14 protein-coding genes and 2 pseudogenes are annotated in these 19,200 nt (G+C 61.2%); 7 read left to right on the top strand and 9 right to left on the bottom strand.

The window, feature by feature from the left end; translation table 11 throughout:
• Positions 1-3 precede the first annotated feature (3 nt).
• The 5 genes from H7828_RS22100 to H7828_RS22080 form a co-directional block, all read right to left on the bottom strand.
• Positions 4-1,272, bottom strand: a complete 1,269-nt coding sequence (locus H7828_RS22100) for an ABC transporter substrate-binding protein (RefSeq protein ID WP_226783242.1) — start codon at positions 1,270-1,272, stop codon at positions 4-6.
• Positions 1,273-1,383: 111 nt separating this feature from the next.
• Positions 1,384-2,232 (bottom strand): fumarylacetoacetate hydrolase family protein, encoded by an 849-nt coding sequence (locus H7828_RS22095; protein WP_226783241.1) that lies wholly within the window; start codon positions 2,230-2,232, stop codon positions 1,384-1,386.
• A 16-nt stretch (positions 2,233-2,248) separates the two neighbouring features.
• Positions 2,249-3,013: an SDR family oxidoreductase gene (locus H7828_RS22090; protein WP_226783240.1), complete on the bottom strand. Its 765-nt coding sequence runs from the start codon at positions 3,011-3,013 to the stop codon at positions 2,249-2,251.
• Positions 3,014-3,021: 8 nt separating this feature from the next.
• Entirely contained in the window at positions 3,022-3,807 is a 786-nt protein-coding gene (locus H7828_RS22085; RefSeq protein ID WP_226783239.1) for an SDR family NAD(P)-dependent oxidoreductase, read from the bottom strand.
• Entirely contained in the window at positions 3,804-4,514 is a 711-nt protein-coding gene (locus H7828_RS22080; RefSeq protein WP_226783238.1) for a FadR/GntR family transcriptional regulator, read from the bottom strand. The genes H7828_RS22085 and H7828_RS22080 overlap by 4 nt, the downstream gene beginning before the upstream one ends.
• A 184-nt stretch (positions 4,515-4,698) precedes the next feature.
• Here H7828_RS22080 and uxuA point away from each other — a divergent pair, with 184 nt between their 5' ends.
• The 4 genes from uxuA (at position 4,699) to H7828_RS22060 (ending at position 7,530) form a co-directional block, all read left to right on the top strand.
• Positions 4,699-5,895 carry a mannonate dehydratase gene (gene uxuA, locus H7828_RS22075; RefSeq protein WP_226783237.1) on the top strand — a complete coding sequence of 399 codons (1,197 nt, stop codon included), beginning with the start codon at positions 4,699-4,701 and terminating at the stop codon, positions 5,893-5,895.
• A 40-nt stretch (positions 5,896-5,935) separates the two neighbouring features.
• A complete protein-coding gene (locus H7828_RS22070; protein WP_226783236.1) occupies positions 5,936-6,328 on the top strand; it encodes a hypothetical protein in 393 nt (130 codons plus the stop codon).
• Between the two features lie 15 nt (positions 6,329-6,343).
• Positions 6,344-6,784: a phosphotransferase gene (locus tag H7828_RS23035; protein WP_226783250.1), complete on the top strand. Its 441-nt coding sequence runs from the start codon at positions 6,344-6,346 to the stop codon at positions 6,782-6,784.
• A 248-nt stretch (positions 6,785-7,032) separates the two neighbouring features.
• A complete protein-coding gene (locus tag H7828_RS22060; protein ID WP_226783235.1) occupies positions 7,033-7,530 on the top strand; it encodes a hypothetical protein in 498 nt (165 codons plus the stop codon).
• Between the two features lie 50 nt (positions 7,531-7,580).
• Here the strand turns inward: H7828_RS22060 and H7828_RS22055 are convergent, their stop codons facing one another.
• Positions 7,581-8,936, bottom strand: coding sequence for a sulfatase family protein (locus H7828_RS22055; protein ID WP_226783234.1), 1,356 nt, complete (start codon positions 8,934-8,936; stop codon positions 7,581-7,583).
• 87 nt (positions 8,937-9,023) lie between these two features.
• Complete coding sequence (locus tag H7828_RS22050; protein WP_226783233.1) at positions 9,024-9,908, bottom strand: SMP-30/gluconolactonase/LRE family protein; 885 nt, start codon at positions 9,906-9,908, stop codon at positions 9,024-9,026.
• A gap of 482 nt (positions 9,909-10,390) precedes the next feature.
• Between H7828_RS22050 and H7828_RS22045 the strand changes: the two genes are divergently transcribed.
• Complete coding sequence (locus H7828_RS22045) at positions 10,391-11,095, top strand: D-lyxose/D-mannose family sugar isomerase (RefSeq protein WP_226783232.1); 705 nt, start codon at positions 10,391-10,393, stop codon at positions 11,093-11,095.
• On the opposite strand, the pseudogene H7828_RS22040 reads toward H7828_RS22045, so the two are convergent.
• A pseudogene (locus tag H7828_RS22040) lies at positions 11,072-11,239 on the bottom strand (IS5/IS1182 family transposase); the annotation flags it as partial. The gene H7828_RS22045 and the pseudogene H7828_RS22040 overlap by 24 nt on opposite strands.
• Before the next feature lie 339 nt (positions 11,240-11,578).
• Positions 11,579-12,607: pseudogene (locus H7828_RS22035) on the bottom strand (IS110 family RNA-guided transposase).
• A gap of 243 nt (positions 12,608-12,850) precedes the next feature.
• Between H7828_RS22035 and H7828_RS22030 the strand changes: the two are divergent.
• Complete coding sequence (locus H7828_RS22030) at positions 12,851-14,680, top strand: C1 family peptidase (RefSeq protein ID WP_226783231.1); 1,830 nt, start codon at positions 12,851-12,853, stop codon at positions 14,678-14,680.
• Between the two features lie 28 nt (positions 14,681-14,708).
• The coding region (locus H7828_RS22025; RefSeq protein ID WP_226783230.1) for an OmpA family protein at positions 14,709-19,200 on the top strand (4,492 nt) is incomplete at its 3' end.

The following is a 19,200-nucleotide window of genomic DNA, read 5'->3' as shown; positions in this document are numbered from 1 at the left end:
TTCTCACTTATCAAGCATGTCTTTGACGGTGTTCAGCAGCTCTTCGGCAGCTTCGTCATAGCTGCGCTCACCGATGAAGGCAGATCCAAACATCCGTCCGGTTTCATTCCACATCGAACCGATCTGCGCCGGACCGTCGGAATAGGCGCCCCAGGTACGGGCAACGGCCAGCTGTTCGGCAAAACCCGACATCGTGGCGCCAAAATCGATCTGCGCCAGCGGGGTCTGCTGCGCCGGGAACTGGTTGCCATAGTATTTGGCGATGATCTCGGGGCGGGTCAGGAACTCGATCAGTTTCCAGGCGGCCTCGGGCTCGTCACTATTGGAGTTGATACCCAGCATGCGCCCGCCCAGATGGGTGCTCGATGCTTCGCTACCGGCCGGAACCATAGCCGAGATGAACGGTGCTTCTTCGCCTGGGTGCCGCTTTTCATAGGCGGCGATGATTTCGCGGGCCTGCTGCGGCGGAACAATCGCGACGCCCTGATCGCCGTTGGTCATGCCTTCGATAATGGCGGGATCGTACCAGTCGGTGACGCCAAGCATGGATTGCGGGTTGTGGCCCTCTTTCATGTAGCTGTCGAAATACTCCATCGCCTCGGCGATTTGCGCCTCGGTGATACCGACGTCGAAACCGTCGCCGTCGGCCTTGACCAAAGCGCTGCCGTTCGACCACCAGTAATAGTTTGCAAGGAACCAGATGGTGCTTTGCACGCCGCTGCCCGCAGGGAAGCCAAAGCCGATCTTGCCGGTTTCCTCGTGGATCGTGCGGCTGATGTCGCGCAGCTCGTCCCAGTTTTTTGCCGGCGCGGTGATCCCGGCGTCTTCCATGATGTCGGTGCGATACAGCATCGCCCAAGTGTCCGTCGTCCACGGAACACCGTAGATGCCCCCGTCGGCTCCGATAGCCAGGTTGCTGGCGATGAAATCGTCGTAGCCTGCCTGAAGCGGTGCCTCTTCCCAGAATTCGTTCAACGGGTAGAGCGCACCGGCGGTTCCCAGGTCGCGCGGCCAGACAAAGGCAATATGAACCACGTCCGGACCTTCGCCGACGGCGGCTTCGCGCAGGAATTGCTGGCGGGCCTCGCTCCAGGCGAAGGATTGCAGCTCAACGGAGATATCCGGGTTTTCCACTTCGAACTCGTCCAGCGCAGCACGCATGGCTTCGGATTCGGGATCGTTGAAGCGAAAGATGATATTGCTGTCGGCCCAGACGGCGCCCGACGCAAATAGTGCGATTGCGGTTGCAGCAGCAGTGAATTTGAACGTCATGGTCTTCTCCCTTTTGCGGGGAGTATCGCGAAGATGCGCATACTGCCCCTGTCAGCGCCGATATCGACGCACGTCCAACGTCCGACCGGATGATCCGGATCGGACGCGCCCTTATCCGGCCTTGCCGTATGGCGATGGCACGGTCTTTTGTGTCTGTTCGCCAAGGCCTTCAATGCCCAGCCGCACGGTCTGCCCGGCCTTGAGGTACACCGGGGGCGTCTGCCCCAGCCCCACGCCCGGCGGGGTTCCGGTGCTGATCACATCGCCGGGCGACAGCGTCATGAACTGGCTTACATAAGCGACCAGCTCCTCGACGCCGAAGATCATCGTCTTGGTGTTGCCGTCCTGGTAGCGCTTGCCATCGACTTCCAGCCACATGGCCAGGTCGCGGACGTCGTCGATTTCGTCGGGGGTCACCAGCCACGGCCCGATGGGACCGAACCGGTCATATCCCTTGCCCTTGTCCCACTGCCCGCCGCGTTCGACTTGGTATTCACGCTCGGACACGTCGTTGATCAAGCAGTATCCGGCGATGTAGTCGGTTGCGTCCGCCTCGGAGACATGGCGTGCGGTCTTGCCGATGATGATGCCCAGCTCGACCTCCCAATCCGTTTTTGTTGATCCCGGCGGGATGTAGATGTCGTCATTGGGACCGCAGATCGCGGTATCCGTCTTCATGAATATGATCGGCTCTTCCGGGATCGGCGCGCCGGTCTCTGCGGCATGATCGGCGTAGTTCAGGCCGATACAGACAAACTTTCCGCTGCCGCCGACGCAGGGCCCGATCCGGCTGTCCGCGGGTGCCAGCGGCAGCGCCGACATATCTGCGGGCCGCGGCAGATTTCCGATGGTCTGCGGATTGATGTCAGCCAGTAAGCCAGACAGATCACGAATGTTTCCGTCCGCATCCAGCAGCCCGGGCCTTTCCGCATTCTCTGGACCAAATCGAAGGTATTTCATCGGGTACTCCAGTTCGTCAGTAGGTCGCGCCGCCATCCAGCTGGATCGCCGCACCGGTCATGAAGGCGCTTTCATCTGCCGCCAGGTAGGCCACGCAGGCCGCGATTTCCTCGGGCGTGCCCAGCCGTCCCATGGGCTGACGCGCGATAAAGGCCGAGCGCGCCGCAGCTGGGTCGTCAAAGGCGTTGATCCGATCGTTCAGCGAAGGCGACGCGACGGTTCCGGGGCAGATCGCGTTGCAGCGGATGCCCTCGGCGATGAAATCGGCGGCAACGGCCTTGGTCAGGCCGATGACAGCCGCCTTGGACGCGCCATAGGCAAATCGGTTCGGAAAGCCCTTGATGGACGAAGCGGCCGAGGCGATGTTCACGATGCTGCCCGATCCGGCCGCGCGCATCTTGGGAAGCGCGGCGCGGATCGCGTGGAACATCGGATCGACATTCAGCGCGAAAGACCGCGACCAATCCTCCGGCCCGCAGTCCAGAATCGTACCGTGATGCACCCAGCCGACGCAATTCACCAGGATATCCACGCCGGCGCTCTCGTCGAATTCCGCCGCTACCGCCTCGGGGTCGGCGGCGTTCATCGGGCGCAAGGTGATCCTCGGGCCGCTCAGCTCGTTCAGCTTTTCCTCGTTGACATCCGACGCGATGACATCGGCGCCCTCTGCCGCGAGGCGCAACGCCGTCGCGCGGCCAATGCCCTGCGCTGCCGCGCTGACAAAGGCGCGCTTGCCCTTTAGCCGGTCACATCCCTGCGCGGTGATCGTTGGTTCCATCATGTCGTTCCCTATCGTACGCCGACGCCGGCGGTTAACGCGCCATCGATCCGATGATCCGATCCGCTGATGAATCCGGCCCGGTCAGAGGCCAGAAATGCCACCAGGTCTGCGACCTCTTCGGGCTCTCCGATGCGGCCGATCGGATGTGCCTCTCCAAATCGGCGGAACACCGCCTCGACATCCGTGTCTTCACCGCCAAGAGTTTGCGCGGCGAGTTCCAGGATCGGCGTGCGGACCGAACCGGGGCTAACCGAGACGACGCGGATCTTGTCGGGCGCGAAATCGACAGCCATGGCGCGGGTGATCGCATGGATCGCCCCCTTGCTGGCTACATAGGCCGCGACACCCGCCTGGCAGTTGAAGCCCTGAACGCTGGCCAGATTGACGATCGCCCCGCCGCCACGCTTGCGCATATGCGGGACGGCATGTTTGGCCAGCAGCATGATCGAGCCGACATTTACCTGCATAGTCTTGGTGAACGTCTCGAAATCGGTGTCGAGCGCGTTACCATACGGGTGGATCGCGGCAGAGTTCACCACGATGTCGATGCCCCCCACCTCCTGCGCGAAATTCGCAACGGCGGACTCGACCTGCGCCGGGTCCGCGACATCCACCTTCGCTGCATGCAGCGACAGCCCGTCTTGCGCGGCTTGGGCATTCATCTGCGATATGCTGGCCTCGTCGATACCAAAGGTCACCACGCGCCCGCCCGCCCGGGCGAACCTTTGCGCGCAACTTGCACCGATGCCGGTGGTGCCGGTCACGATGATGTTTTTGCCGGAAAACTCGGTCATTCCGCCTCCTTCGCAGTTTGCTCGCTTGTCGTGGGACCGTCAGGAAGGAATACCAGCCCCGCATCGAGATGCCGGTTCATGTGGTAGGCAAAATCAATGGCACTGCGCTCCCTCAACGCGCTCAAAATATCCTCATGCTCAGAGGCGGCACCCTCACGGGCGCTGCGCTGCACCTTGCCGACTTCCATCAGGCGGCAGATCACCGGGCGCATCATCCGGTATAGCTCTGACAACGTGTTATTCCGGGCCGCATCCACGAGGCTTTGGTGAAAACGGTAATCCCAGCTGGACGCCTCGACCACGTCCGCGGCGGCTACCATCTCGCTGTTCGCTTGCTCCATCGCCTCGAAGTCTTGTTCTGTCATGTGCTTCATGAGGCCGTCGAACAGATGCATCTCGGTCAGCCGTCGATATCCTTGGATGTCGCGGAAGGACTCGGTCGAAATATCCAGCGCGTAGGAAAACAGCTTCACGGCGGCTGAGTGGCTTTGATCAATAATGACCGCGCCCACCTTCTGCCGCGATTCCAGGATGCCGTAGGCCTTGAGCGTCCGAACCGCCTCGCGGACGGTGTTGCGACCCGCGCCGAACATCTCGGAAAGCTCCGCCTCGGTCGGCAGCACATCCCCGATCTTGAGCGAGCGGTCGCGGATCAGATCGCGGACCTGCCCAACCACCTGATCGACCGCCGACATCGTTGCAGCCATTGATTCGCCCCTCCCCGGACTTCCCAGCATTCTTCTAGCGACCGCACGCCATCATGGCAAGTTTAATGTGGGACAATATGCTGGTCCATACCTCAAAATCCGCCAAAGTCTGCCACATTCCGCATTTTTAATTGACATTTATGGGGCAATATATCCTTATCCCGCCCATCGATAGGAGAGACTCATGATAGAATCTTGGCGTTGGTTCGGGCCGTCCGACCCGGTGACGCTTGCCGATGCCCGGCAGGCCGGAGCGCGTGGCATCGTCACCGCATTGCACGAACAATACGATGGTCGCGCCTGGTCACCCGCCGACATTGCCGAGCGCGCCGAAACAATTCGTCACGCCGGTTTTGATTGGACGGTGTGCGAATCGATCCCGATGCACAGCTCGATCAAGCTGCGCACCGGGGAATGGCGCAAGTATATCGACCAGTGGAAGCTATCGCTCGACGCTGTTGGCCGCGCCGGGGTGCCGGTCGTGTGTTACAACTTCATGCCCGTCGTCGACTGGACGCGCACCGATCTGCGACACCCGACCCGGACAGGGGGGCTGGCGCTTCGGTTCGACATGGCGTCCTTCGTCGCCTATGACGTGTTCGTTCTGGAGCGTGACGGCTCCGCCGAGGCCTACAGCCCAGAGATCCTTGCCGCCGCGCGCAAGGTTTTCGATGGGCTGGATGACGATTCGACAGCCAGGCTGGAACGCACGATCATCGCGGGCCTGCCCGGTGGCGAGGATAGCTACACCCGGGAAACCATCCGTGCGCGGCTGGCCGAGTTTTCCCAGATTTCCGACGACGACCTGCGCGGAAACCTGATCGAGTTCCTGCGCGAGGTCGTACCCGTCGCCGAAGAGGCCGGCACCCGCCTTGCGGTACATCCGGACGATCCGCCGTTTTCGCTGTTCGGATTGCCGCGCGTCGTGTCAACGCCTGCGGACCTGCGTGCGATCATGGGCGCGGTGGACAGCGATGCCAACGGCCTGACGCTTTGCGTTGGCTCGCTATCGACGCGGCCCGACAATGACGTCCCCGCCATCGCTCGCGAATTCGCGGATCGCATCCATTTCGCCCATCTGCGGAATGTCACCTGCGACGCGGACGGGTCGTTCATGGAATCCGAGCATCTGGACGGGCGCACCGACATGGTCGACACCATCGCCGCGCTCTTGCACGAAGAGGAACGCCGCTGCGAAACCGGGCATGTACTATCCGAAATCGCGATGCGCCCCGATCATGGCCACCTGCTGATTGATGACATCCATAAGACGGTAAATCCGGGCTATTCCTGCATCGGACGACTCAAGGGTCTGGCCGAGCTACGCGGAGTCATCGCGGGGCTGACCTATACGCGGGCCACCAAGGCGGCAGTCGCATAGCCGCTGGCGATCACCAAGCACGACAACCAGGGAGGCGAGTGTGACCAGCGCCTTTCTCGAACCCGCAATTTGGGAATTCCTATTGGCCCATGACCTGGTCGGCGCCGATTTTTCGGCCCGACCTTTGACCGGCGGCGTCTCATCAGACATCCGGCTGGTGACCTCGGATCGTGAAGCTCTTGTTGTGAAAATGGCGCTTGCTCAATTGCGGGTGAGCCAGGAGTGGCAGGCACCAGTTTCTCGGAATGCAAGCGAAGTCGACTGGTTGATCGAGGCCGGGCGCATCGCCCCGGACGCCGTGCCGGAGATCGTCGCGCACGATCCCGAACGCGGCGTCTTTGCCATGTCGTACCTCGCCCCCGCCGACCACCCGGGCTGGAAAAAGGAGCTTCTGAACGTTCGCGTGGATTGCGGGTTTGCGGACTTGGTGTGAACGACACTCGCCCGCATTCACGCCGCGACCGCCGGCCGCGAGGATATTGCCGCCCGTTTCAGTCACGACGAGACCTTTCATGCGCTTCGGCTTGAACCTTACCTGGAGGCAACCGCCCGCGCGCATTCGTCGCTGTCGGGTGCCCTCATGGGCCAACGCCGCAGCGTGAGCGACACCAAGCGTGCGCTGGTGCTTGGCGATTTCAGCCCCAAGAACATCCTGGTCAGGCCACGGGGGCCAGTGTTCCTGAATGTCGAATGCGCCCGGTATGGCGCCCCCTGTTTTGACCTGGCATTTTACCTCGACCATCTGCTTCTGAAGTCGTTGCATCTGCGCGCCGCTCGTGCCGAACTGTTGGCGCGTTGGATGCGGCCGCGAACGCCTAACTCGGCGCCACGACTTGGGAGCTGCGCAGCCAGGTCGAGGCACGCACGGCGGTCCTGCTGCCTTGCCTGACCCTGGCGCGGGTAGACGGAAAATCACCGGTCGAACACCTGACCAGCCAGCGGGACACTGAGATTGTGCGGGCGCCAACCTCAGGGCTGATCTTTAATCCGGTCGCATCGCTGGGCGAACTGAAGAGCCATTGGGAGCTGGGACTTACCCAGCATGACGCATGATACGGAAATCAAGGATATATTCGCACGCCAGGTTGGGGATTCGCGCGGCCGACCCACAGTCGAGGCCAAAATCGTCCTGGCCGGTTGGCGCACGCGGGCGGACGATTGCGCCTGCCGGGGGGGGGGGCAACCGGATCGGGCGAGGCAGTGGGCCTTCGCGATGGCGGCAAGGCCGTGGGCGCGGTGCGCGGAGCGCTGCGCAGATGCCTGATCGGCATGGATGCCGATAACAAGGCCGCCGCCGATCACGCTAAGATCGAATGCGACGGCATCGCAAACAATGGGCGTTTGGGCGGCGACGCCCTGATGGCCACATCCATGGCGGTGTTTCGCATCACCGAGGCCAAGGCTGCCCTCGACGCGGCCGATGCCGCCGGGTTTGGCACCATCGTCTCAGCTCGCTCTGGCGAATCCGAGGACCTGACCATCGCCCATCTCGCCGTCGGCTGGGATTCCGGCCAGTTCAAGGTCGGCTCTTTCTCGCGGTTGGAGCACATGGCGAAATGGGACGAATGCCTGCGCATTGAAGAGACGCTTGCCACGAGAGCCGTGCTTGTCGGGCGCGGCACCCTGCCGTTCTGAGATGAGGGCGGGCCGGCTGTGCGGCTCGCAATCATCTGACCGATCAGGCGTCAGGCCAGCGGATCGCCCGCCTCACGTTGCCAAGTCCGCAATTCGGCCAGCAAACGGGCGCGAATATCCTGGTGCGCCGGACTGGACGAAAGGTTCACCGTCTCGAACGGATCGGCCTCCAGGTCGAACAATTGCTCAGTCTCCGACCCCCGACTGGACCCAGCGCCCGGCACAGATTGCATCGGGCTGTCAGGTTGCGGGTGGTATTGAATCAGCTTCCACCGCGCATCGCGCACCATGCGCTGCGACATCGCATACACCGCGCAGAAGGAATCTCTCAGAGGGGCATCGTCCTGGCCGTTGGCCAGAGGAACCAGGCTTTGCCCCTCCTGCGCCATGTGCGGATCAAGCCCCGCACATTCCAGGATGGTGGCCGTGGTGTCGGCGTGCCAAACCAGATGATCGACTCGCCGGCCCGCATCCAGGCCCGCCCCCGAGAGGATCAGGGGGATCCTGGTCGAGTGTTCATAGAGGTTCTGCTTGCCCATCAGCCCGTGCTGACCAAGGCCGATACCATGATCGGCGGTGTAGATCACAAGCGTGTCCTCGCGCAGACCCCGCTGCTCCAGCGCTGCCAGGATATCACCGATCGCGGCATCCAGTTGCTGAACCATGCCGTAATAATCAGCAATGTGCTGGCGCACGGCGTCGGGGCTGCGCGGGGTTTTCTCCAGAAGCTCGTCGCGGACCAGCAATTCGCCGTTGTCGAACGGATGAACCGGCAGATAATTCGCCGGAAGGTCTATCGTGTCGGCCGCAACGCTATGCTCTGGTGGCGGCGTGCGCGGGTCATGCGGAGCGGTGAACGCAACCTTCAGGAAAAAGGGCGTCGCCTTGTCCTGCGCTTGCAAGAAACGAACGGCAGATTCGCCGAAAAGATCGGTGGAATGGCCGGTTTCATAATAGCAATCCTCGGGTGCATATGCCCCTTCGGGATCAAAGCGATGTAGCGGCACCTTGTCGTGATCGCTCATGCCCCCGAACATTACGCGCTCGCAGGACGAGTAGCTGCGCGCGAATGCGGCGCGATCATTGTGCCATTTGCCGACATGATGCGTGACGTAGCCCGCGGCACGCAACATCTCGGGCACCGTCTTCATGTCCGCGGGGATGGCAAAGGCCGCGCCCTCGTAATCCTTGCCCGACGGGTCTTGGGAAGAGGCAAACACGTTCCGGCCGGTCAGAAGGCTGGCGCGCGACGGAACGCAGACGGCGGGATGCATACCGCCTTGGCAATGGGCTCCGTCAAAGCTGACGCCACTGGCGATCAGACCGTCCAGATGCGGCGTCGAAAGCTGTTCGCAGCCATTTGCCGCGATCGATTCGTGCCGGTGATCGTCGGCCATGATCAACACTATGTTCTGTGGCACGGTGCGTCCCCTTGCTTCATCCTCTTGATACCCAGCACCGGCACCCCGCCCGGCGATCACTGTGCGCCCGGCTCAGGGCCGGGCAATCACGCGGTACTCCGCTGCCCCGGCGACTTCGGTGTCAAGGGCGAACAGGCTTCCTGCGTGGCGTTCGAATGACCCCTGCGGCGCGGCGGCGGTGGTTATGAACAACGTGCGGTTCCCGTCGCCCCCGAACGCACAGGTGGTGACATTGCTCACCGGCAACTTGACGACCCGATCGACCGCCCCCTCGGGTGAGACGCGCAGCACGGAACCGCCGCCGAAACGGCAATTCCAGATATATCCCTCTTCGTCGATGGTCGAGCCATCGGGCAAACCACGCGGATCGCCGGCCAGCAGAACGTGCTGACGCGAAAGTTTGTAGTCACCCTGATCCCATGCGTAGCAAGCGAGATCGTTGCTGAGCGTGTCCGCAAAGTAAAAGCGGGTCCGATCAACGGACCAGCACAGCGTGTTGGGGATCCCGATCCCATCGAGCAGCTTCGTCACCCCGCCTGGCCGGATCGCATAAAGCGCGCCCTGCCCCGCCTGAACTTCGCCGGGCTGACCATCGGGCTGGACGTTGTTGAACATGGACCCAACCCAGAAACTCCCGTCTGGCGCCGCGCGCCCATCGTTCAGGCGCAGCCTGGGGTAGTCCTGCAGGCAAAAGCCGTGATCGCGCCGTTCATCGTGGCGGGGCCGCCAGAAGATGAGCTTCGAGCCGAGCGCCACCAAGAGTTCGTCCGGGTCTTCGGTCTGCGCCAGGGCGACTACGGGTTCCTCGAATTGCCAGCTGTCCATCGAGACCCCCGCCGGATCGTGGCGATGGATCAGGAAGCGATTGATGTCAGTCCAGAACAGGTCCGACCCGGTCCATATCAGGCCTTCGCCGCAGAAATCTCCTGCTGGGACCTGAATACGCAGATTTGTCATGTCGCGGCACCCCGAATTGTCGCGGCCGTGGGTTTCAGAGATGTCCGCGAACGCCATCCAAGCCGTTGCGGAATGTGGTCGGCCTCACCTTGGCACGGCAGTCGCGAACTTGGATATCACCATCCTCAAGATGCCGCCGCAGCCTTGCCCGGTCAACCCTTTTGTAGGATTTATTTGCGACATAGTTGAAATTTCCGAGGTATAATCGGCAGTATGGGCAAAATTTCAAAATTAAAGCCCACAATTTATTTGAGGAGAAACAAGGAATCGAGTAGCCCGCGCTAAGCTACTGGCGCCAGAAGAACACGATATAGGGGCCTGCCCCCCCTAGGACCGTGCCCCGCCCCCGACCGGACATCCGTGTGGGGCTCTCTTCCGGGACCAGAAAGGATGCCCCCGCCAAAGCCCTGGTCACCTCTGATCGCGGCGCGGTGTCCGCCACCCCGCCAAAAATGCCGCAATTGACCTAGAGGAGCGAGATCGTGAAACGTTCGCAGATAAACGAAGCCATCAAACGCGCCGAGGCCGATTTTAGGTCGATCGGCTTTGCCCTGCCAGCTTTCGCCAGATGGGACCCTGAACTCTGGGCAAAAGGCGGCGATGCGGTCGAGCAATTGATCGCGACGGGTCACGGCTGGGACATAACCGATTTCAACGAAGGTCGGTTTCTGGAAAAGGGCTTGCTTCTTTTCACCATGCGCAACGGGCATGTGGAAGGCGGCGACGGCAATAGGCCCTACGCGGAAAAGATCATGATCTCGCGCAAGGACCAGTTGACGCCGATGCACACCCATCACCACAAGATCGAGGACATCATCCACCGCGCGCCCTTGGTCGAGGGGGCGACCCTTGCCGTCAAGCTATACGCCTCGGATGAGACCGGGGCGCTCAGCCGAGATCTGCCCGTGAGAACATATCTTGACGGGATCAAGACCGGCTTCGAGCCCGGCCATGTGCTGCAACTCGCCCCGGGCCAGAGCATCACGCTGTTTCCCGGCACTTTTCACGCCTTCTGGGGTCATGGCGGCGATGTCGTGATCGGAGAAGTGTCTTCGGTCAACGACGACAAGACCGACAACATTTTCGCAGAACCGCTCGCCCGCTTCAGCGACATAGAGGAAGACGCGCCGATCTACCGTCCGCTCGTCAACGACCACCTCAGGGCTCCAGTCCTCAGCTGCGGTTGACCGAGCCTTGTTGGCGTCAGCGGAGATCAGGCTGGCATCCACGGCAAAGCCCTCGCCGGACACCAGGTCCTCCCTCAGGCACCGCTCGACCGTGGCCTCGAAGATCTGTCGCAGCAGGTTGCTGTCGCGAAACTTGCCATGTCGGATGCATCTTCGAGCAGCGCTTTCTTCCAGTGGTGGATCATAGTCGGATGCACGCCGCATTCAGCGCACAGTGTCCAGTTTTCGGGGGCATGTATGAACTGCCTTCCCCTGTAAGCGTTTTGTCGATGTCCCTTTGACACTGCTTCTATGTATTCGGTCTTTCTTCGGGGCAGTTCGATTTGCCCCTGACCAAGATGGGAAGTCGCGCGTCCTGTGTCTCGTTAGCTCATCGGCACTCAAGGGCCATGCCCCCCGTCAGACTTACAAGACGCCGATTGGTCGTTGGTTCATCTCCTCCTCGCTCGCAGATTCCGTTTCCCCGGCTTTGCCGCGGCTCGACTACAGGCCGCTCAGTGCATTGGGCCGATACCGCTCTCCCTTCGTCAACACGGCCCACGCGATACGCGCCATCTTGTTGGCCATGGCAACAGCCGCGACGTTTACATGCGCTCGCGCCCTCAGGCCGTCTGCCCAAGCCGTTATCCGTGACGTCCTGTCACGCACGAGATGCAGCTCTGCTCGGGCACCGTGAAAGAAGAGTTTGCGCAAGTATCCATTGCCGTGCTTCGAGATGCCGGTCAGCTTGGCCTTTCCGCCTGTCGTGATCTGTCGCGGCACGAGGCCGAGCCATGCGGCAAGATCGCGCCCTTTTCCAAAGGCGCTGCCGGTGCCGATAGCGGCGACGAGCGCCGTCGCAATCGTCGGGCCGACTCCGGCGATCCCCATCAGCCGCTGCAGATCGGCATCCGCCCTGGCCAGTGCCTCAATCTCGGCATCGATGGCCGCAACCCGGTCATTGATCACACCCAGCTCTGACGCCATGTCAGACAGAGGCATTAGCATCCGGGGTGAGAGGTCGGCAGCGCCCTCTGCGGCCAATCTGGTCAGTTCCTATTGGAAAACGTGGCGCCCCGTTCCAACCCGGATGCCGCGTTCCATCAAGAAGCCACGGCCCTGATTGATCAGGCGTGTCCTGTCTGTCACCAAGCGTTCCCGCGCGCGGTTCAAGGCCTGAAGGTCGAGCGGTTCTTCTGATTTGATTGCAACGAATGACATCGTCGGGCGCGTTGCCGCTTCGGCAATTGCCTCCGCATCGCGGTCGTCGTTCTTGTGAACCTTCACATAGGGTCGAACATAGAGCGGCGACATTGGCCGGGGTTCGTGGCCATGCTGCAGGCAAAAACGTCCGATATGATGCGCACCACCGCAGGCTTCCGTCGCAACAATGCAGGGCGGCAGCCGACCCAGTAAATCCAGAAGTCGATGCCGCTGAAGGCGTTTGCGAAACACGACCACTCCTGCGTCGTCCAGCCCAGCAAGACTGCAAACCGTCTTGCCCAGATCAATGACCAAAACCTTGATGTCCATCACATGCTCCTCTCTCCACTTATGCCCGCCACAAAAGCGCGGCTTGGTGGGAAGGCAGTTCGTCCCATTAGCTAAGAACAACCCTTCAGTTTTTGCGCAACACATCTTTTTCGTTGCGAACCAGTATTCGCCCCAATTTCTGTGGGATTGTCGCAACAGTGTTGCCGGGGCTGGTCGGTCGGGTGTTCGGATGCAAATGCCGATGTTACGGTCATCGGATAACTCTTTGTTTTGAGCCTGACTATGCGGATCAGTAAGTCCATCCAGATCGCCGGCTTATTGACGGCATTGTCCGTAGCGCCGGTTGCGGCGCAATTCCTCGGGGCCGTAATTGACGAAGACGCGTTTGCCGCCACGCCGAAGGCGCCGCCGTTGTCCCGCGGAAGTTACGACACGCTGCCACCGCGGGCCTCCTTGAAGGCTTTTGCACCGCGCCCCGGCGATCAGGGCAACCAGGGATCATGCGTGGGCTGGGCAACGGCCTATGCCGCGCGCACGATCCTTGCCGGGGCTCACGGGTCACCTGCCGACAATGGTCAGGCTTTCTCGCCTGCCTATGTCTACAATCAGATTCGCGTGGATGATTGCGATGGTGGCAGCAAGTTGAGCGATGCGATGCGGTTGTTGTCGGGGGATGGTGTGCCGCCCCTCGCCGCATTTCCCTATGACGAAAACAGTTGCAGTCGGCTCCCTGACAGTTCGCAAAGGCGATTGGCGGAGCAATTCCGCATCGGCGAGTGGCGCCGATTGTTCGATATCACTGCGGTGAACAAACACGTGCCCGTCCGCCGGGCCCTGGCGGCGGGTTTTCCGGTGCCCATTGCGATGATGCTTCCCAATAGCTTCATGCAATATGAGGGCGGTGTTTTCCGTGCGACCAGCGCCGAGCGCAGGGCATTCCTGTCGGATGACAGGCGGGCATTTGAAACCCATATTGCCGGGGGTCATGCAATGACCGCTATCGGCTATGACGATGACGGAGAGTGGATTGAAGTCATCAACTCCTGGAGCCGGAATTGGGGCGAAAATGGCTATGTGCGCATATCCTGGGACACCTTCAATACTTTCACCGTCGAAGCCTACGAGGTGATGCCCCAGCCAGCGCCGGCCCCTCCTCCGGCGCCGGTCGAACCCCAGCCGGCACCGCCAAAGCCACAGCCCGCACCACCAGAACCAGCGCCAAAACCGCAACCAGCGCCCAAACCCCGACCGGCCCCTGTCGTTCATGAGATGCAGGGTGCCTTGCGGTTCATCGATCTTCAGGGCGATGAGATTGGGGCGCGACCGGATGCTGCGGGTTGGGTCCTTTCACGTGCCTTGCCATCCGGCGCAAGATTCCGGGTTGAAGCCACCCCCGGCACCTCGGCCAGTATCTACGTGCTTGGTGCCGGGGGTGACGGTCGGTTTGTCGAGCTTTTTCCACGGTCGCAGCGGGTTTCAACCCGTGTCGGCGCCGGTGATACATTGCTTTTGCCTGGGCCATCCGAAGACCACTTCACCCAGCTGGACCAGTCTCCGGGTCAGGATACCTACCTCGTGCTGGTTTCCCGGCGGAGCCTTGAACTCGGGCCGGTGCTGAGGGCATTTGACGATATGATCGGACGACCGCTTGCTGATCGGCTTGAAGCCGCCTTGGGTCCGCGCCTGGTCGATGCGTCGAATGTCAGGCCTGCGCCAAGCGGAATCGGATTTGAGGCCGCCTTTCAAGGCGGTGATGTAATTGCCATGCCAGTGCGCATCGATCATGTCACCGCAGGACCGGGCACCGCCGATCGCAATGCCCCGCGTATTGTGCTGACGACGCCGTCGCGCGACGGGTTTGACGCGGCAGCCGATGCACCGTTTGTAGTTGCCTCGCGCGATGTGACAATCGAGGGGCGCGCGCAGGATGAAAACCGGATCGCAAGGCTGACCATCGACGGCGCGCAATCGATGCGCCATTCGGATCGGGGCCCGTTCCAGGCGCAGATCACCCTGCCGCCAGGTGACGGACCGCACGCCATCGCGATCACGGCAACGGATGTGGCCGACAATACAACCACCGAAACACTCTGGTTCCAGCTGCGGAACTGATCTGTCTCACGACAAGAAAGGCCACGCCATGACCTTAAGGAAACTTGCTGCAACCGCCCTGTTTGGCATGGCTTCGATAACAGCGCTGTTCGTGCCACAGGCCGCATCCGCCGTGGAATGCCGCATCTGCGAGACATATGAAAACCCGACAGAGCTGTATGAGCTTTCGGCCAGACTCGGTTCCAAGGCGGTGCGTCACCAGGTCCGCAGTTGGCTGGCAGAGCACCGGCCCGATACCCCCGCAGGCACCGCAGCACGCGGCTGGATGGCAAACGAGGCCGGCGACGGTGATACCGCGGCGCGCCTCTATCTTGATGCGGTAAGATCGGCCCCGAACCTCTACACTGCCGCGATCAACGCTTCCTTTTCGGTTGGCAAGCAAAGCGGAGTCGAGGCGGCCAATGCCATCCTGAAGCCATTGATCGGCAACCCCGATGCCCGTCTGCTGCCGATGTGGAACACGTTCTTCAATCTGAGCGAGGCGGACCGTCAGGATGAGGCGATGCGCCTGCTTGAAACCTGGGAACGGGAAGGCACCAGACCGCGCTGGGTGCCCATGGCTGTGCGGGCCAATCTGGAGACGGAGCAGAACAACCGGAACGACGCCGATCAGCTTTATTGGGAAGCCATGAAGCAGAGCGACGTCATCAACTATCATGTTTTCGGCTTCTGGCTGGCCAACCGGCGCACCATGGAGGCACAGCGCGGCGCGGATACGCGCGTACGGCGGCAGACCTATGATCTGGCGATGGAACTTGCCGCCCGGGTCGAGACGCCACTGGCCTATGAAAAGGTCGGTCTTTACGCCAGGGAACATCTTAACGACAAGGCCAGGGCCTATCGCGCCCGGTACGAGGGTGTCAGGTTGCTGGCTCTGCCCGAGCTGGTGGCGGGTGCGTTCTACGACGTGGTCAATGGAAATCCGGATCTGGCCTATGAGGTGCTGGACCGCGGGTTGGAGGATTTTCCCTTCAACTACGATATCGCGATGACGGAAATTGCGGCTTATTCGCTGTTCAAAATCGACCCGCCCCGCGCCGAAGCTGCCGTGGCGCGCAGTCTGGCGAATGCCGTGACCGGCGAGACGGTTGAAGAAGTCGGATCGTTCGTGTTGCTGAACCGTGCGCGACTTGACGATTATGACAGTGCGCCCGCCATCATGGATGAATTGCTGCCGAGGGTCAGCGGGCGCGACCGCGCCCGACTGCTTTGCGCATATGTGGACAACCGCATCGGTGCCAAGGATTTCAGCGCGGCGCGTTCGGCGCTTGAGGAGTGCGACGTCAAGGGAACCAGCGCCGCCTGGGTCGCAAAGCGGACCGATACGATTGAATATTTCAGCGCCTTGACCCGCGACCGCGACCAATGGCTGGCCGCGCAGCCGTTTTTGCGTGATTGGGAAGCCCGGTTTGGCGGCAGCCTTCGTGCCGCAATTGAGTTTGAAACCGGCAAATCAACGATACTTCCCGAATCCCATGATGTGATCGAAACCGCAGCGGATGCGCTGAACGCTCCGGGCGGTGAGGACTACGTGTTCCAGATCGAGGGCCATACCGACAGCCGTGGCGCCGATACGGTTAACTTTCCGCTGAGCGAGGCGCGCGCCGGGGCGGTGAAGGATTTTCTTGTCACGCGACTGGGGTTGGAGGCCGCGCGGATCCAGACCCGCGGCTTCGGGCCTGACAATCCGGTGGCCCCCAATACGACAGAGGCGGGGCGACAGGAAAACCGGCGGGTTGAAATCCGTCCGCTGGGCAATGTGAAGGATCCGCAGATCGCCACGCCGGGCGCCTATAACATCGAACGCATCGACATCAGCAAGGACGGACGGATTGCCGTGATGGGCAATTCCCCGACCCAGGTCTGGGATCTGGAACGCAACGTCGTCCTGCACGAAATCTCGGCCGGCTTTGATCACCAGATTTCGCCGAACAATCGCTACCTCGCCTCCAGTTCCTCGTTCCGGCACCGCAGCGGCGACATCACGCACACGCTCTATATCTATGACCTGCGCAGCGGCAAGCTGGTGGATTTCGTCAAGGAAGAGGCTGAGATCGGTTCTGCTGCCTGGAGCCCCTTCAGCGACAGGATCGTCTTTTCGACGAATCTGGGTTATGTCAAAATCTACGACATGGCCCGGCGGGAGGTAACGGCGCATACACGCCTGTCCACTAGCCGGATTACGGCGATGGCGGCCTGGATGAACGACGGTGAAGACCTGGTGCTGAAGGTGGGCGCCAACCAGGGTGACATGCACGTAGTCGACCCCGATACCTTGCGTCAGAAGCGCGTGATCCGCGAAACCGGCTGGTTCCATGCCATGGGGCAAAGCCATGACAGCCGGTACCTGATTGCCAGCCGGAACAACAAGTCCTTCACGATCTGGGACACAACGAAAGACTGGACAGTGGTTGCCAACGGCGGCTTGCCGTTGATCGCACGCAAGATCTATACTCATCCCAGCAAGCCTTGGGCGCTGCTCTACGCAAAATTCAACTCCGACACCAAAGTCGTTCTGATGGATTTGACCAACGGTGAAATCCTCGCGACGTCCCCTCTGGAAATCGAAGGCGGCGGTTTCAGCCCCGATGGTGATCGTTTCATCACCGGTGCGGGTGATGAAATGTTTGAACTTGATACCCGCACGCTGGAAATCGTGTCACGCCAACCGGGCGCCTCGCCTATCGGTCGTGATGTTCATATCTTCGAGGACAGCAGTCTGGTTCTGTCGTCGGATGCTTCCGGCAGCGCCGTCTGGAGCCTGGAAACCGGCCGCAGGGTTCATGTCTTCGACACTGTCCCTGCCGGAAACTGGCGCGCGATCCCGGATCAGAACTGGAAGGTCATTGGGGTGAAGGATGACGGTCATGACCTGGTGGTCTTTGACAGCCGCAAATTTCAGGTCGACGACCTTTGGCATACCGATGACGAAATCACCGATCTGCGGATGCAGGACGGTCTGCTTGTCGTTGCCACGGTGCCCCCGCAGAGCAGACGAAACGGCGCGGCGAATCCTCAAACCACGCTTCATGTGATCGACCTGACCAGCATGGGCACCCTCCACAGCATCAAGGCGGATATCGTCACTGCCCCGCTGGAGTACCGCCGCGCCTTCAATTTCGGCGCCTCTATCGATCTGGACGGGAATGTCATTGCCCTTCGCACCGCCTACGCCGACGGGTTTGGCCATATTGATGAGAACAGTGCCGTTCTGCAGCTTTTCGATCTGCACACCGGGCGAAGCTTGCGCGCAATCGGGCAAAAGGCGCCCATTGGCGGTTTCGATCTTGTTGAAGGGGGAACGCAAGTCAAGATCCGCAGCACCGGCACTTACTCCGTCTACGATGTCGACAGTGGTACACGTGTCGGCACTGCGCCGTTCGATCCGCTTTACGCGTTCGATCTTGAGGACGGGCGCAAGCTGCGCTGGTTCTGGGATCGGGTGATGCTTGACGACAAGGTGCTGACCTTCCCGATGAGCCTGCGCAGCCTGTCCCTGAGCGAGCGCAACAATGTTCTCGTCGGTCAGACCCGCACGGGCAAGATCCATTTCATCGACCTGTCACGCCTGCAGACGGCCCTGACGATCATGCCCTTCTCGAACGGGCAATGGATCGCGTACACGCCGTCCGGCACTTACACCGCGTCGTTGCAGGGCACCGAAGGGGTCTATTGGTCGCTTGGCGACAATTATCTGCCATTCGATGCACTGGCCGACCAGTTTTCCAGACCCTCGCTGGTGCAGGATCTGCTTGGAAAGCTGATTGCCGGCGGGTTGACCGATGACGACATGCGCGACGCCGAGGTGCAGCCCGATACCTTCGATGCCCCTTACCAGCTGGACCTTGTCACGCCGACGCGCCTGTCCACCTCTGACGACAGTCTTCTGGTTGAGTTGAAGGTCAGAAAGGACAGTGCGGATCTACCGGACCCCGAATTCCGCTATGTCCTTAACGGGCGGCAAGTGATCCGATCCCGCGGTTTCGAGGAAGAGGCCTTTTTCGAAGACATCGAGACCGTCACCGTCACCCGCCGGTTTGACCTGCGTCCCGGTGCGAACACGATCGAAGCCAGCCTGATCTGGAACGGGGCAGCGGTTTCGACTGCGAGGATTGATGTTCAGCAGGAAATAACGCGCGACAAGACAAAAACGGCCAAGAATGCGCTCTGGTTCTTCGGAGTCGGCGTGGTTGAGTTGAAGGTCAGAAAGGACAGTGCGGATCTACCGGACCCCGAATTCCGCTATGTCCTTAACGGGCGGCAAGTGATCCGATCCCGCGGTTTCGAGGAAGAGGCCTTTTTCGAAGACATCGAGACCGTCACCGTCACCCGCCGGTTTGACCTGCGTCCCGGTGCGAACACGATCGAAGCCAGCCTGATCTGGAACGGGGCAGCGGTTTCGACTGCGAGGATTGATGTTCAGCAGGAAATAACGCGCGACAAGACAAAAACGGCCAAGAATGCGCTCTGGTTCTTCGGAGTCGGCGTGTCGCAATATGAAAACGCCTCCCAGAATCTGG

The organism is Oceaniglobus trochenteri (assembly GCF_020529025.1).
Taxonomy (GTDB): Bacteria; Pseudomonadota; Alphaproteobacteria; order Rhodobacterales; family Rhodobacteraceae; genus Oceaniglobus; species Oceaniglobus trochenteri.
This window is presented reverse-complemented; position numbering and strand designations above follow the sequence as displayed.